The sequence below is a fragment of the Williamsia sp. MIQD14 genome, from assembly GCF_051025635.1.
Taxonomy (GTDB): Bacteria; Actinomycetota; Actinomycetes; order Mycobacteriales; family Mycobacteriaceae; genus Williamsia_A.
On sequence record NZ_JBPFDG010000004.1, the window covers coordinates 279248 to 294387 of the forward strand.

The 15140-nt window shown below is 68.3% G+C and carries 13 protein-coding genes; 10 read left to right on the forward strand and 3 right to left on the reverse strand.

The genetic code is table 11. The features are described from left to right. Nucleotides 1–12 precede the first annotated feature (12 nt). Nucleotides 13–1077, forward strand: coding sequence for a lipocalin-like domain-containing protein (locus ACQ7HM_RS15930; RefSeq protein ID WP_434217215.1), 1065 nt, complete (start codon nucleotides 13–15; stop codon nucleotides 1075–1077). 43 nt (nucleotides 1078–1120) lie between these two features. On the opposite strand, the gene ACQ7HM_RS15935 is transcribed toward ACQ7HM_RS15930, so the two are convergent. Next, complete coding sequence (locus tag ACQ7HM_RS15935) at nucleotides 1121–1672, reverse strand: type II toxin-antitoxin system PemK/MazF family toxin (RefSeq protein ID WP_434217216.1); 552 nt, start codon at nucleotides 1670–1672, stop codon at nucleotides 1121–1123. A 13-nt stretch (nucleotides 1673–1685) separates the two neighbouring features. Further along, a complete protein-coding gene (locus ACQ7HM_RS15940) occupies nucleotides 1686–2351 on the reverse strand; it encodes an alpha/beta hydrolase family protein (protein ID WP_434217495.1) in 666 nt (221 codons plus the stop codon). Nucleotides 2352–2488: 137 nt separating this feature from the next. On the opposite strand from ACQ7HM_RS15940, the gene lepA reads away from it, so the two are divergent. The 4 genes from lepA (at nucleotide 2489) to ACQ7HM_RS15960 (ending at nucleotide 8437) form a co-directional block, all read left to right on the forward strand. Further along, a complete protein-coding gene (gene lepA / locus ACQ7HM_RS15945; protein ID WP_434217217.1) occupies nucleotides 2489–4354 on the forward strand; it encodes a translation elongation factor 4 in 1866 nt (621 codons plus the stop codon). Nucleotides 4355–4398: 44 nt separating this feature from the next. Next, on the forward strand, nucleotides 4399–6444 hold the full coding sequence (locus tag ACQ7HM_RS15950; protein WP_434217218.1) for a M3 family metallopeptidase: 2046 nt from the start codon (nucleotides 4399–4401) through the stop codon (nucleotides 6442–6444). Nucleotides 6445–6502: 58 nt separating this feature from the next. Continuing rightward, nucleotides 6503–7408, forward strand: coding sequence for a cation diffusion facilitator family transporter (locus ACQ7HM_RS15955; RefSeq protein ID WP_434217219.1), 906 nt, complete (start codon nucleotides 6503–6505; stop codon nucleotides 7406–7408). Between the two features lie 111 nt (nucleotides 7409–7519). Continuing rightward, on the forward strand, nucleotides 7520–8437 hold the full coding sequence (locus ACQ7HM_RS15960; protein WP_434217220.1) for a hypothetical protein: 918 nt from the start codon (nucleotides 7520–7522) through the stop codon (nucleotides 8435–8437). Between the two features lie 67 nt (nucleotides 8438–8504). On the opposite strand, the gene ACQ7HM_RS15965 is transcribed toward ACQ7HM_RS15960, so the two are convergent. Beyond that, a complete protein-coding gene (locus ACQ7HM_RS15965; RefSeq protein WP_434217221.1) occupies nucleotides 8505–10529 on the reverse strand; it encodes a glycoside hydrolase family 15 protein in 2025 nt (674 codons plus the stop codon). Between the two features lie 128 nt (nucleotides 10530–10657). Here ACQ7HM_RS15965 and ACQ7HM_RS15970 point away from each other — a divergent pair, with 128 nt between their 5' ends. The 5 genes from ACQ7HM_RS15970 (at nucleotide 10658) to ACQ7HM_RS15990 (ending at nucleotide 15129) form a co-directional block, all read left to right on the forward strand. After that, nucleotides 10658–10858 carry a hypothetical protein gene (locus ACQ7HM_RS15970; protein WP_434217222.1) on the forward strand — a complete coding sequence of 67 codons (201 nt, stop codon included), beginning with the start codon at nucleotides 10658–10660 and terminating at the stop codon, nucleotides 10856–10858. Between the two features lie 440 nt (nucleotides 10859–11298). Next, entirely contained in the window at nucleotides 11299–12369 is a 1071-nt protein-coding gene (locus tag ACQ7HM_RS15975; RefSeq protein WP_434217496.1) for a sulfate ABC transporter substrate-binding protein, read from the forward strand. Next, a complete protein-coding gene (gene cysT, locus ACQ7HM_RS15980) occupies nucleotides 12366–13223 on the forward strand; it encodes a sulfate ABC transporter permease subunit CysT (protein ID WP_434217223.1) in 858 nt (285 codons plus the stop codon). Before ACQ7HM_RS15975 ends, cysT begins: the two co-directional genes overlap by 4 nt. Beyond that, nucleotides 13220–14137: a sulfate ABC transporter permease subunit CysW gene (gene cysW / locus ACQ7HM_RS15985; RefSeq protein ID WP_434217224.1), complete on the forward strand. Its 918-nt coding sequence runs from the start codon at nucleotides 13220–13222 to the stop codon at nucleotides 14135–14137. Before cysT ends, cysW begins: the two co-directional genes overlap by 4 nt. Further along, nucleotides 14134–15129, forward strand: a complete 996-nt coding sequence (locus ACQ7HM_RS15990; RefSeq protein WP_434217225.1) for a sulfate/molybdate ABC transporter ATP-binding protein — start codon at nucleotides 14134–14136, stop codon at nucleotides 15127–15129. Before cysW ends, ACQ7HM_RS15990 begins: the two co-directional genes overlap by 4 nt. The last annotated feature ends 11 nt before the right edge of the window (nucleotides 15130–15140 follow it).

Here is a 15140-nt window from a genome sequence, read left to right on the forward strand (position 1 = left end):
ACGGAGTCCATCGTGAGCAGAACCGACCTGGTCGAGGCCTGGAACGGCCCCGGACGCGCCGACGGGTCGTTGACCGACGTGCGTCCGGAACACAATGCGCTGCACGCGTCGACCAAGCTGACCGCCTTCGAGCACTGGTACTTCGACGCCGCCCTCGACAACGGCTACACCGTGGTCGGCTTCCTCACCAAGCGTCGCCCCGAGGACCTGCCCCGCAGCCGTCCCTGGGTGGAGATCATCCTCTACGGGCCCGAAGGCAGCCGTCGGCAGATCGCGCAACGCTACCCCGCGCGGGAATGCAGCTTCTCGGTCGAGAAGTGCGACGTCACGGTCGGCGAGAACTTCGCCTATGTGACCTTCCATGACGAGTTACCCACCTACACCGTGCATTTCGCGGAGGACGACGTGGTGATCGATCTCGAGTTCGCCAACGAGATCGCGCCCTGGATGCCGGGGCAGGGCGAGACACACTTCGGCAACGGCGAGATCTTCGGATGGTGTGTCGGGGGCCCACGCGCGAAGGTCACCGGTCGCCTGTCGATCGGCGCGAAGCGCTGGGAGGTGACCGGAACCGGCTACGCCGACCACAACTGGGGTGTCGGCGACATGCGCAAGGTCATCGACCGCTGGCACTGGGGTCGCCTCTACGTCGAGGACTACTCGCTGCTCTACGCGGTCGTGCTCACCCAGGAGGGCTACGGCTCCCACCAGATCGCGCCGGTGATGGTGGCCGACGGCGCCGAGGTCATCCTCAGCAGCGGCGAGGCCGTCCTCGAGGAGGGGCCGCTGCTCCCCGACGCCGACGCCGGTCGCGACTACCCCTCGTGGATCTCGCTCACCATCCCCGGCCGCCTCGAGTTACGACTCGACGTGCGCACCGTCCTGCACGGACACGACCTGCTCGGCGACATCCCCGTCGTCGGCAGCAAGGTGCTGCGGCCCCTGGTGAGCCGACTCGTGGGGCATCCGGGGTACTTCCGCTTCGCATCCGATTTCCGGTTGGCGGTCACCCGCGACGACGGACGTGTCGACGTCCGCACGGGCACCACCCTGCACGAGCTGGTCGCGCTGCGCTGACCCGTCGACGGGTGTGGCTGCCACCCCGACGGCGCAGGCTGTGTCAGGACCAGCCGTAGGTGGAGCGCAGAGCGGCGGCGACGCGGTCGAAGCGCTCGCGGTCGAGGATCGCGCCCTCGCGGCGGATGCCCTGCTCGGGGACATCGAGGACACGGTCGAGACGCAGATGGCTGGTCTTGTGGCCGCCGTCCCAGCCCCCGGTGCCGATCTCCATCCAGTTCGCGTCGCCGGCGCGGTGGGCCTGACTCGACAGCATCAGCCCCAGCAGGTGGTCACCCTCGCGGCCGACGACCAGCACGGGACGGTCCTTGCCCTGCGACGCGTCCTCCTCGAACGCCACCCAGGTCCACACGATCTCGCCCGGGTCGGCGGCGCCGTCGAGTGCGGGGGAGTACTCGATGCGGCGCGCGCGGTCGGCGGTGGGGCGGTCGGTGTCGGTGATCGGTCGGCCGGTGCCTGCGTCGGCCCCACCGTTGATCTTCGCGGTGATCGCTGCCTTGCCCTTGTCGATGGCGCCGGACTTCTGCAGTTCGCGGTAGATGCGCGGGCCGTACTGACGGGCGAGTCGGAGAGCGGTGGTGGTCCAGGGAGCCATGGGACGAATCTAGTCAGCCGCTCCGACCGAGGAGGTGGGCGAGGACCGCGTCGGCCGTCAGCGCCGCGGTGGGTTTGCGGTCGGGACGCAGGTCGTGACCGGTGCCGGGAATCTCGACCAGCGTGGTCGAGCCGGGTATCAGGTCGAGTGCCGCGGTGATCTCGTCGGTGGTGGCGAACGGGTCCGACGGTCCGTGCACCACCACGGTCGGGCATCGGATCGCGGGGAGATGTTCGGTGCGCGCGCGGTCGGGCTTGCCCGGAGGGTGCAGCGGGTACGAGGTGAGCAGCAGGGCATCGGCCACCGACGGGTCCTCGGCGACGACCATCGATGCCTGCCGTCCGCCGTAGGAGTGTCCTCCCACGATGAGCGGGCCGGTGCACCCCGCGTCGGCGGCCAGATCCCGCACGACCTGCGCCGCGGCCACGATCCCGGCGCGGTCGGTGGCCGCCCCCGACGGGCTCGGCGGGCCCTGGGGCCGTGTCTGGCGGTAGGGCAGATCGATGCGGGCGACGAGCAGTCCGCGAACAGCGAGCTCGGCGGCGAGCAGTCGCAACACCACCGCATCGCGGTTGCTGCCCGCCCCGTGAGTGATGACCGCCGCCGCGATCGGGGTGCCGAGCGGGCGGTGCACCACCCCGACGACACCCTCGGCACGCAGGTCCTCGGGGTCGGGCAGGGCGTCGGTGGATCCAGCGGTAACACGGTCGGCCACGCCCCGACGGTAGCCCCGCGGCGGGTGCCACGGTTTCGCGAGGAGGGGATGCCGGCGCGGACGTGCGAAACTTGGTGGTACGCGTCATCGCCCCACGAGGAGTGAGTTCGATTCCCAGCTTCGCCGACACGACCTTCACCGATCCCGCCCGGATCCGGAACTTCTGCATCATCGCCCACATCGACCACGGCAAATCGACCCTGGCCGACCGGATGCTGCAGCTCACCGGTGTGGTGGAGGAGCGGGCCATGCGCGCGCAGTACCTCGACCGGATGGACATCGAGCGTGAGCGCGGCATCACCATCAAGGCGCAGAACGTGCGACTGCCGTGGGAGGTCACCGAAGACGGTGTGACCACCGAGTACGTGATGCACCTCATCGACACCCCCGGGCACGTCGACTTCACCTACGAGGTGTCGCGCGCACTGGAGGCGTGTGAGGGTGCGGTGCTGCTCGTCGACGCCGCGCAGGGCATCGAGGCCCAGACGCTCGCGAACCTCTACCTCGCGATGGACAAGGACCTGACGATCATCCCGGTCCTCAACAAGATCGACCTGCCCGCCGCCGATCCCGACCGGTACGCCGCGGAGATCGCGCACATCGTGGGGTGCGACCCAGACGACATCCTGCGTGTGTCCGGAAAGACCGGTGTGGGTGTCCGCGAACTCCTCGACGAGGTGGTCCGGCTGATCCCGGCCCCGGTCGGTGTCGACGAGGCCCCGGCCCGGGCCATGATCTTCGACTCCGTCTACGACACCTACCGCGGTGTGGTCACCTACGTGCGCGTCGTCGACGGGCGACTCGAGCCGAGGGTGAAGGTCGAGATGATGTCGACCGGCAGCGTGCACGAATGCCTCGAGGTGGGGATCGTCTCACCCGAGCCGAAAGCGTCCACGGGTCTCGGGGTCGGCGAGGTCGGCTACCTCATCACCGGCGTGAAGGACGTGCGGCAGTCGAAGGTCGGCGACACGATCACGACCGCGCGCAATGGCGCGACCGAGGCGCTGACGGGATATCGCGAGCCGCGTCCGATGGTCTACTCGGGTCTGTACCCGGTGGACGGATCGGACTACCCGGATCTGCGCGACGCCCTCGAGAAGCTCCAGCTCAACGACGCCGCTCTCACGTGGGAGCCGGAGACGTCGGTGGCGCTCGGCTTCGGGTTCCGCTGCGGGTTCCTCGGACTGCTGCACATGGAGATCACCCGCGAACGCCTCGAGCGCGAGTTCAACCTCGATCTGATCTCGACCGCCCCGAACGTGATCTACCGACTCGTCGGCGAGGACGGTACCGAGATGGTGGTCACCAACCCGTCGGACTGGCCGGATGGCAAGGCCAAGGCCATCTTCGAGCCCATCGTGAAGACGACGGTGATCGCTCCGAGTGAATTCGTCGGCACCATCATGGAGCTGTGCCAGTCGCGCCGCGGCGAGCTCGGCGGGATGGACTACCTGTCGGAGACGCGTGTCGAACTGCGCTACACGATGCCGATGGCCGAGATCATCTTCGACTTCTTCGATGCCCTCAAGTCCCGCACCCGCGGTTATGCGAGCCTCGACTACGAGGAGGCGGGCGAACAGGAATCGGCATTGGTGAAGGTCGACATCCTCCTGCAGGGCGAGGCCGTCGACGCGTTCAGCGCCATCGTCCACAAGGACGGCGCCTTCGCCTACGGCAACAAGATGACCCTCAAGCTCAAGGAACTCATCCCGCGGCAGCAGTTCGAGGTGCCCATCCAGGCCGCCGTGGGCTCGAAGATCATTGCGCGCGAGAACATCCGGGCGATCCGCAAGGACGTGCTCGCGAAGTGCTACGGCGGCGACATCAGCCGCAAGCGCAAGCTCCTCGAGAAGCAGAAGGAGGGCAAGAAGCGGATGAAGACCATCGGTCGCGTCGAGGTCCCGCAGGAGGCCTTCGTGGCGGCGCTGTCGTCGGAGGCGGGCGGGGACAAACCGAAGGGCAAGTGACTCGCCACCCGTACGCGGGTCCCACCGCGCACTAGGCTCGGCTCATGGCAACGAACCCCGTCCTCGCGCCGAGTCGACACATCCACGGACTCCCCGATTTCGGATCGATCTCCGACGACGACTTCCTGCCCGCGTTCACCACCGCGATGGCCGAACACCTCGTCGAGATCGAGGCCATCGCCGCCGACACCCAGGACCCGACGTTCGCGAACACCGTCGAGGCACTCGAGCGATCCGGTCGGCTCCTCGGACGCGCGGCCGGGACGTTCTTCAACCTGGTGGGCCCCGACACCAATCCACAGCGCAACGCGATCGCGCAGGAACTCGCGCCCCTGCTGACCGATCATCAGAACACCATCGCGCTGCACCCGAAATTGTTCGCGCGTATCGCGTCACTGCACGCGCGCCGCGACGATCTCGGTCTCGACGAGCCGTCGATCCGGTTGTTGGACAAGCGATATCGCGAGGCGATTCGTGCCGGCGCCGGCCTCGCGCCCGACGATCAGCAGCAGATGCGGGAGATCTCCTCGCGTCTGTCGGTGCTCACGACCACCTTCACCCAGGCCGTGCTCGACGAGAGCAACGACGCGGCGGTCGTCATCGAGACCGCCGCCGAACTCGACGGCCTCTCACCGTCGTCGATCGCCGCGGCCGCCGACGCCGCCCGCGCCGCCGGTCACGACGGCGGTCACCTGCTGGCGTTGGAGTTGCCGACGAGTCAGTCCGCCGTGGCCTCTTTGACCGACCCGGCCACGCGCGCCCGGGTGTTCGAGGCGTCGATCTCGCGCGGGCTGCGCGGCAACGACCACGACACCCGCGCGACCATCATCGAGATCGTCACGTTGCGCGCGCGGCGCGCGGCGCTGCTGGGCTACCGCGATCACGCCGAGTTCGTGATCGCCGAACAGACCGCGCCCGATGCCGAGGCCGTCGAATCGATGCTGGGCGAACTGATCTCGTCGGCCATGCGTGCCGGGGGACGGGAACTGACACGGTTGCGCGAGTTCGCCGGCGAACACATCGAACCGTCCGACATCACCTACTGGCTCGCCGTGGAGAAACGCCGTGGCGCGGCGGTCTCCCTCGACGACTTCGCCGACTACTGCGACCTCGACCGCGTGCTCACCGACGGCGTCTTCTTCGCCGCGCGGTCGCTGTACGGCCTGCAGTTCGTCGAACGTGCCGACCTGCCCACCTATCACCCCGACGTGCGCACCTGGGAGGTGTTCGACGCCGAGGGGGTGTCGATCGGCCTCTACCTCGGCGACTACTTCGCCCGACCCAGCAAGCGCGGCGGCGCCTGGATGAACAACATCACCGACCAGTCGACCCTTCTCGGCGACCAGCCGATCGTGGTGAACGTCTGCAACTTCACCAGACCGCAGGCCGGCGGACGATGCCTGCTGAGCTTCGATCAACTCACCACCCTGTTCCACGAGTTCGGCCATGCCCTGCACGGACTGCTCTCGGCGGTGCGTTTCCCCGCGCAGTCGGGTACCTCGGTGCCACGAGACTTCGTGGAGTTCCCCTCGCAGGTCAACGAGATGTGGTCGCTGCACCCCGACGTCCTCGCGAACTACGCACGGCACCACGAGACCGGCGACCCGATCCCCGCCGAACTCGCCGAGGCAGCGCGTGCGGCGACGTCGGTCGAATCGGCGCACAGCACCATCGAGTACCTCGCCGCCGCCACCCTCGACCTGGCGTGGCACCGGGTGACCCACGACGAGATCACCGCGGGCGCACTGGAGATCGGCGTCGAGGCGTTCGAGGCGAATGCCCTCGCGCGCGCCGGGGTCGCGAGTGAACTGATCCCACCGCGCTATCGCAGCGCGTACTTCAACCACATCTTCGGCGGGGGATACGCGGCCGGTTACTACTCCTACATCTGGTCGGAGGTCCTCGACGCCGAGACCGAACAGTGGTTCCTCGCCCACGGTGGTCTCACGCGCGCCAACGGCCGACGGTTCGCCGAGGCCACGCTCTCGCGCGGCGACAGCGTCGACCCGATCGCCTCCCACCGGGCCCTGCTGGGCCGCCCGGCCGAGCTCGCCCCGCTGCTCGCCCGTAAGGGGCTCGTCAGCGTGTGACACACCGACAGGCGCATGCGGTGGCGGGTAGGGACCGGGTCGGGACGACAATGATCGGGTGACCTCCGAAGCCCGCGCCGATCTGTCGCGATTCGCCCTGCTCAGTCTGGCGGCGTCGCTCGTCGTCATCACCCTCAAGGTCATCGCCTGGCAGGTGTCGGGTTCGGTGGGTCTGCTCTCCGACGCCGCCGAGTCCCTCGTCAACGTCGTCGCCGCCGTCGCGGCGTTCGTGGCACTGAAGGTCGCGGTCAAGCCCGCCGACGACGACCACAACTTCGGCCACACCAAGGCCGAGTACTTCTCGGCGGTGTTCGAGGGCGTGATGATCGTCGTCGCAGCCGGGATCATCATCGTCGCCGCGGTCGACCGGCTGCTGTCCCCGGCCGAACTCGAGTCCGTGGGACTGGGTCTGGTGATCTCGGTGGTGGCGACGGTCATCAACGGCGTGGTCGGTCTGTACCTGATCCGCATCGGCAGGCGGCATCGGTCGCTGTCGCTGGAGGCCGACGGCAAGCATCTGCTGACCGACGTGTGGACCACCGCCGGCGTCGTGATCGGTGTCCTGCTGGTCGCGCTCACCGGGTGGCTGCCGCTCGATCCGTTGATCGCGATCGCGGTGGCGGTGAACATCCTCGTCGTCGGTGGACGCCTCGTGTGGCAGTCGGGTGCCGGGCTGATGGACACCGCGCTCCCCGATGACGAACGCGCGCAGCTCGACGCCGTCCTCGACCGCCACCGCAGCGATGAGATCGACTTCCACGACGTCCGCACCCGCGAGGCGGGCCACGAACGATTCCTGCAGCTGCACATGCTCGTTCCCGGTGAGTGGAGCGTGCAACGCGGCCACGATCTCGTCGAACGGGTGGAGACCGATCTCGTCGACACCCTCGAGCACCTGCACGTCGCGATCCACCTCGAACCGATCGGCGACCCCCGCGCCTACGAGTCGTGGCGCCTGGACTAGCCGTCTGTTGGGCCGCCGGGACCGTCTGTCGGGCACCAGGAACCATCGGTTGGGCAGTCGGGACCGATTGTGGGGCAACAGGAGCCGCCCATCGGGCCGATCCTGGACCGGGTGGAACCGTTCGAGAGTTCGCTGCGTCCGATCGACATGGGCTACGACGAACTCTTCACACCCTCCCTTCCCGACCACCTCGCGCTGACCGATCGCGGGTCCCGCGCCGAACGTCGCGACATGGTCCGGCTGCATCGAGGTGTCTACACCGATCCACGGATCTCCCTGTCGACGGTGGACCGCATCCGCGCCGGATACCTCGCCGCAGGCCCCGGGTCCGTGGTCGCGGGTCGCAGCGCGCAGTTCTTGCACGGGGTCGCTTACCCCGACGTCGACGGCGATGTCGAGGTCATCCGCGACCTCCGGGGTCAGGGACGGCAGCGCTCGGGGATCCGTGTCATGCGCACCGACCAGCTCGGCCCCGACGACATCGTCGAATGCAATGGGATGCCGGTCACGAGCCTGGTGCGTACCGCGTTCGATCTCGGTCGCCGTCGTCCGGACTGGTTGGCGCTCGGCCATCTCGACGACATGGCACGAACGACGCCGATCGACCTCCGCGCGTTGTGGGACTACACGCGCGAGCACACCCACACGAGCGGCATCCGCCAGCTGCGGGAGCTCGTCGGGCTGATCGACGCGGGTGCGGAGTCGCCGGGCGAGAGTTGGACGCGCCTGATCATGCACCGGCGAGGACTGCCGCGACCGGAGACCCAGATCGAGGTGTTCGACGAGTACGGCGTGCTGATCGGACGATTCGACCTCGGGTACCGCCGGTACAAGATCGGGATCGACTACGACGGCGTGGACTTCCACTCGAGCCCCGAGCAGAAGCGGCATGACGCGAGACGTGACGCCGGCGTCATCCGTCGTGGGTGGATCTCACTGAGAACCTGCGCCGCTGCCCTCACCGACAACCCTTTCGCCGAGATGGCCGCGATCGAACGAGCCCTCGCATCACGGGGTCACGCCGACTGACGGTCCCGGGTGCCCAACAGACGGCTCCTGGTGCCCAACAGACGGCTCCTGGTGCCCAACGGACGGGTCAGGCGTTGGCGGGTACGAACGTGCCGTGTGAGCCCGCCTCCTCGGCGCGGATGACGTGCATGACCGCGTTGATCAGCGCGAGATGGGTGAAGGCCTGCGGGAAGTTGCCGAGGTGGCGACCGGTGTTGGAGTCGATCTCCTCGGCGTAGAGCTTCAACGGACTCGAGTAGCTCAGCAACCGCTCACACAGGTGCTTGGCCCGGGTCAGCTCACCGATCTCGACGAGCGCCGACACCAGCCAGAACGAGCAGATGGTGAACGTCCCCTCCTCGCCGGAGAGGCCGTCGTCGGTCTCCTCGGTCCGGTAGCGCAACACCAGGCCGTTCTCGGTGAGTTCGTCGGCGATCGCGAGGACGGTGTTGCGGACCCGCTCGTCGTCGGACGGCATGAACCGCAGCAGCGGCACCAGCAACAGCGACGCGTCGAGGGCGTCACTGCCGTAGCGCTGGGTGAAGACGCCGCGCTCGTTGACGCCGTGGGCGAGGATGTCCTCCTTGATCTCGTCGGCGATCCGAGCCCACGTCTGCGCGTACGACTTCTCACCGTGCATGGTGGCCAGCCGCGCCCCGCGATCGAGCGCGATCCAGCACATCACCTTCGAGGAGGTGAAGTGCTGCGGTTCGCCGCGCACCTCCCAGATGCCCCGATCGGGTTTGCGCCAGTGCTTCACCGCCTCCTCGACCTGTGCCTTGAGCACCGGCCACAGGGTCTCGGAGATGGTCTCGTTCGACTTCATGTTGAGGTACACCGAATCGAGCATGGTGCCCCAGATGTCGTGCTGCGACTGGTTGTACGCGCCGTTGCCGATACGGACCGGTCGTGCCCCGTCGTATCCCGACAGGTGGTGCAACTCCTCCTCGTCGAGGGTGCGTTCACCGCCGACGCCGTACATCACCTGGAGGGGATGGTGTTCGCCGTTCGTCGCGCCGGACACGTCGGCGATGAAGGAGAAGAAGTCGTCGGCCTCGCGGTCGAGCCCGAGGGTGTAGAGCCCCCACAGGGCGAAGGTCGAATCGCGGACCCATGCGTAGCGGTAGTCCCAGTTGCGTTCGCCGCCCGGCGTCTCCGGGAGTGACGTGGTCGCCGCGGCGAGCAGGGCGCCGGTCGGGGAGTAGGTGAGCCCCTTCAGCGTCAGGGCGCTGCGCTGCAGGTGCCCGCGCCACGGATGGTCCGGGAACGAGCCGATGTTGATCCACTGGCGCCACGACTCCGACGTCGACCACATCTTCTGCGCCGCCTCCTCCCAGTTCTGCGGCGCGGGTTGCGACGACCAACTCAGCGCGATGAACCGGTTGTCACCCTCGTTCAGTCGCGACCGGGCGCGGGCCTCGCGCCCCTCGAGTCCGAGCTTGAAGTTCGTGGTCAGCTTCAGCGTGGGCGACGGGTGGGTGGTGTCGGTCGCGGTGGCGATGGCCTCGCCGTAGGCCGGGCCGGAGTACTCCCACGTGGTGGTGCCCCGGTGGTAGTCGAAGGCCGGTTCGCAGCTCACCGCGACCTCGACCGTGCCGCTGACGCAGCGCACCGTGCGCAGCAGGATGTGCTCGGCGTCCCAGTCGGTCGGTGTGCGCCGGTGCGTCCGCGAACGGGTGTCGTTGTCGTGCCACGGGCCCATGACCAGCGCGTCGCGCACGATCATCCAGCCGGTGTCGGTCTGCCACGTGGTCTCGACCATCAGGCTGCCCGGCAGGTAGCGGCGGTCGACCGGCACGTTGACGCCGTAGGGCGCGAGTTTGAAGTGCCCGGCCGAGCGGTCGAGGACCGCGCCGAAGATGCTCGGCGAGTCCGGTCGCGGCACGCACATCCACTCGACCGCACCGTTGCGGGCGATCAGACAGTTCGTCTCGCAGTCGGAGAGGAAGGCATAGTCGTCGATCGGCGGGAACGCGTTGTGCGTCGCCGTCGCCGGGGTGAAGCCGCTGATGTCGGCTGCGTGGGCGAGGCCCGGGGTACCCGGTACGGGACGGCCCGACTCGGTGGCACCGGGGACTGCAGTGGCCGCGCCGTCGTGGGCAGGGGTTGTCATCGGTCCATCATGGGCGAGGGGACACGCCACGCGCCACAGAAGGCGTCCGGTCGTGTGATGTCGCCGGGTACGCCGCCGCCCCGGTTTACACCCACGGTGAGTTAAATCGTTCGCGCTACGCTGTGGCGGTGAACGGGATCCGGACGTGGTGGGACGGCGTCGAGGCGTGGTTGACCGGTCTGTCGTTCGTCCCGCAACTGCTCGTCAGCCTCGCGGTGCTGGTGCCACTGGCCATCCTCGCCGCGATCGTGCTCAACGCACTGGTCAACGGCGTGCTGCATCTCGTCGACCGGTTCGCGCCCGCGCGCACCCGTCGCGGAGAGCCCTGACATGCCGCGCTCCCGCGTCACCCTCGCGCTGATCGCGCTCCTCGTGTTGGTGCTCGTCGCCTGGCTCGCCACCCGTTAGTCCTGCTCAAGAGCTCGGCCGTCGCCGCGTTCGTGACGCCGGGCGCCACAAGGGTCTGCTGATAATCTTCCCGCTGTGATCGCATCGCCGCGCTACCGGACCCACCTCCGGATGGCCCTGTTCGCAGTGGAATACCGCTGTGTCGCAGACATTCACTGTCGCTGACACCCCTGTTCGCCCCGCGCCTGCGCGCGTCGGAGCTCCTGTCGGCGTCGCCCGCCATCCCGGTCGTGTCCGCATCCGGCCCTCCGCAAATCCCGATCGACCGAATCCCGTACTCGCGAAGGGTGTGTCCGTGCCCGACATCCGTCCACCACGCCGTCGCCGACGGCGTCCACACGGCCGTGCGTTCGCCGCCTGCCTGCTGACCATCGGCCTGGTGGCCACGCTCACCGCCTGCGGGGGTGGCTCGACCGACACCCCCGGTGGCCGTGACATCTCCAGTGGCTCGCACCATGTGAACCTCATCGCCTATGCCACCCCGAAACCCGGTTTCGACAAGATCATCCCGGCGTTCCGTGACACCGATGCCGGTTCCGACATCGGGTTCTCGCAGTCGTACGGTGCGTCGGGTGACCAGTCGCGCAAGGTCGCCCGACGCGTTCCCGCCGACGTCGTGAACTTCTCCGTCGAACCCGACATCACGCGCCTGGTGAAGGCCGGCGTGGTCGACGAGGACTGGAAGACCCAGCACCCGAACAACAGCACGCCGTTCGGGTCGGTGGTCGCGCTCGTCGTCCGCAAGGGCAACCCGAAGAACATCCGCGACTGGGACGACCTGCTCAAGCCCGGCGTCGAGGTGATCACCCCGAACCCGGGCAGCTCGGGTTCGGCGAAGTGGAACCTGTTGGCGCCCTTTGCCGCCAAGAGCAACGGCGGTGTCGACGAGAAGGCCGGTCTGGCCTACGTGAGCGACCTCGTACGCGACCACATCCGCGTCAACCCGAAATCGGGTCGCGAGGCGACCACCACGTTCGAGCAGGGTCAGGGCGACGTTCTCATCAGCTACGAGAACGAGGCGATCATGTTGGCGCGCAAGAACGGGACCGCGCCGGCGTCCCAGCGCGTCGACTACGTGATCCCTCCGCAGACCTTCAAGATCGAGAACCCGGTCGCCGTGGTGAACACCAGCGACGACAAGGCGTCGGCCGAGAAGTTCGTCGACTTCCTGTTCACCGATGAGGGACAACGCATCTGGGCCCAGCAGGGTTTCCGGCCGGTCACGCCGTCGGTGATCGCCGCCACCCGCTCGCTGTTCCCGGGCACCATCGAGAAGCTGTGGACCATCTCCGCGCTCGGCAAGGTTCTCGGCGCAGGGACCGCCGCCGACAACAAGGGCAAGGACCTGACCGGCTGGAAGGCCGTCGACTCCGAGCTGTTCGGCACCAAGGGTGCGATCAGCAAGATCTACGACGCAGGAGGCAAGGCATGACCACGGTGCAGGTCGACCCGCCCGACACCCCGCCCGCGCCGAAGCTCGCCGGCGGTCGGCGCATCACCGGTGCCGGCCCGCTGGGCATCGGCGTCGCCGGGCTCTGGCTCACCGTCATCGTGTTGCTCCCGCTCGCGGCGATCACCACGAAGTCGTTCGACGACGGCTGGAGTGGCTTCTGGACCGCGGTCAGCGACGACAACGCCATCGCGTCGATCCGGGTGACGGTGCTGGTGTCGATCGTGGTCGCGCTGATCAACGTCGTGATGGGCACGGTGATCGCGTGGGTCCTCGTCCGCGACGAGTTCCCCGGCAAGGGGATCGTGAACGCGCTGATCGACCTGCCGTTCGCACTGCCCACCATCGTCGCCAGCCTGGTGCTGCTGTCGCTCTACGGACCCAACAGTCCCATCGACATCCAGCTCAACGCGACGCAACCCGCATTGGTGATCGCGCTCGCGTTCGTCACCCTGCCGTTCGTGGTGCGCCAGGTGCAGCCGGTCCTCATCGAGGTCGACCGCGAGGTCGAGGAGGCCGCGGCATCGCTCGGTGCGTCGAACTGGACCATCTGGACGAAGGTCGTGGTGCCGTCGCTGGCCCCGGCCATCCTCACCGGTGCGGGTCTGGCCTTCACCCGCGCGATCGGCGAGTTCGGATCGGTGGTGCTGATCGGTGGGAACATCCCCGGCGACACCCAGGTCGCCTCGCAGTACATCCAGCAACAACTCGAGGTCGACGCGCCCGTCGACGCCTCGGCGGTGTCGGTGGTGCTGCTGCTGATCGCGTTCGTGGTGTTGTTCGCGCTGCGGATCGTCGGTCGTCGCTCGGCCAAGCGTGAGGGGGCCGACCAATGAGACTGTCGCCCACCTCGCGCTACGGCCTACGTGCCATCGCCCTGATCTACCTGTTCGTGTTGTTGGTGGTCCCGGTCGCGCTGATCTTCTGGCGGTCCTTCGAACATGGCCTCGGTCAGTTCTGGGACTGGATCACCACACCGGCGGCCATCTCGGCGCTGCAACTGAGCCTGCTGATCGTGGTGATCGTGGTGCCGCTCAACGTCGTGTTCGGCGTCGCCACCGCGATCGCGTTGGTGCGCGGTCGTTTCCGCGGCCGCGGCATCGTGCAGGCGATCATCGATCTGCCGTTCGCCGTCTCACCCGTCGTGGTGGGCGTCTCGCTGGTGCTCCTCTGGGGATACGGCGGTTGGTTCGGCGGCGTCGAGAGCCTGGGCTTCCGCGTGATCTTCGGTCTGCCCGGCATGGTGCTCGCCACCATCTTCGTCACGCTGCCGTTCGTGGTGCGCGAGGTCGAACCGGTGCTGCGCGAGATCGGGACCGAGCAGGAGGAGGCCGCGGCCACCCTCGGGGCCAACGGGTGGCAGACGTTCCGCCGCATCACCCTGCCCGCCATCCGGTGGGGGCTCACGTATGGCGTCGTCCTCACCGTCGCCCGCAGCCTCGGCGAATACGGCGCGGTGATCATCGTGTCGTCGGGGTTCCCCGGCATCTCCCAGACGCTGACGTTGCTGGTGTCGTCGCGCTACACCGACGACTACAACGAGTACGGCGCCTACGCCGCGGCGACCCTGCTCATGCTCATCGCGCTGCTGGTGCTCGTGGCGATGACCCTCATCGAGCGACGTGGACTCGCCGGCCGCCTGGCCAAGAGCGTCCGGCGCGGCAGCGCCGACGACACCGTTGCACCGATCGACCCCGCCACCGCACCGGTGCCGGATGAGACCCCCGCCGACAAGGAGTACGCACGATGACGATCTCGGTCTCCCGCGCGAACAAGCGCTACGGCGATTTCGCCGCCCTCGACGACGTCTCGCTCGACATCCCCGCAGGGTCGCTGACCGCGCTGCTGGGCCCGTCGGGTTCGGGCAAGTCGACCCTGCTGCGATCGATCGCCGGCCTCGACTCCCTCGATTCGGGTGTCGTGAGCATCAACGGTGAGGACGTCACCAAGGTGTCGCCGCAGCACCGGGACATCGGGTTCGTGTTCCAGCACTACGCGGCGTTCAAGCACATGACGGTCCGCGAGAACGTGGCCTTCGGCCTGAAGATCCGCAAGCGGCCGAAGGCCGAGGTGACCAGGAAGGTCGACGAACTACTCGAGGTCGTCGGTCTGGCCGGATTCCAGACGCGGTACCCCGCACAGCTCTCCGGCGGCCAACGGCAACGCATGGCCCTGGCGCGTGCCCTCGCCGTCGACCCGCAGGTGCTCCTCCTCGACGAACCGTTCGGTGCCCTCGACGCGAAGGTGCGTGAGGACCTGCGGAAGTGGCTGCGGCGACTGCACGACGACGTCCATGTGACGACGGTGCTGGTCACCCACGACCAGCAGGAGGCGCTCGACGTGGCCGACCGCATCGCGGTCCTCAACCGCGGTCGGATCGAGCAGGTCGGCAGCCCCGACGACCTCTACGACCGCCCGGCGAACGAGTTCGTCATGGGCTTCCTCGGGTCGGTCGCCCGGCTCAACGGCTCGCTCGTGCGACCCCACGACATCCGCGTGGGCCGCACGCCGGATCTCGCCCTGTCGACCGCCGATTCGGCGTCGGCGGCCACCGGTGTCCTCAAGGCGACCGTCCAGCGCGTCGTGCACCTGGGTTTCGAGGTGCGGGTGGAACTCACCAACGCCGCCACCGGCGACGACTTCCACGCCCAGATCACCCGCGGCGACGCCGAGGCGCTGTCGCTGTCGGACGGCGACGAGGTCTACGTCCGCGCGACACGCGTCCCGACGATCGCCGGCTGAGCGGGCCCCGA

Coding starts and splice junctions, on each gene's coding strand:
- cysT (WP_434217223.1), top strand. CDS start 12,366: ATGACCACGGTGCAGGTCGACCCGCCCGACACCCCGCCCGCGCCGAAG.
- cysW (WP_434217224.1), top strand. CDS start 13,220: ATGAGACTGTCGCCCACCTCGCGCTACGGCCTACGTGCCATCGCCCTG.
- ACQ7HM_RS15935 (WP_434217216.1), bottom strand. CDS start 1,672: ATGGCTCCCTGGACCACCACCGCTCTCCGACTCGCCCGTCAGTACGGC.
- ACQ7HM_RS15950 (WP_434217218.1), top strand. CDS start 4,399: ATGGCAACGAACCCCGTCCTCGCGCCGAGTCGACACATCCACGGACTC.
- ACQ7HM_RS15990 (WP_434217225.1), top strand. CDS start 14,134: ATGACGATCTCGGTCTCCCGCGCGAACAAGCGCTACGGCGATTTCGCC.
- ACQ7HM_RS15965 (WP_434217221.1), bottom strand. CDS start 10,529: ATGACAACCCCTGCCCACGACGGCGCGGCCACTGCAGTCCCCGGTGCC.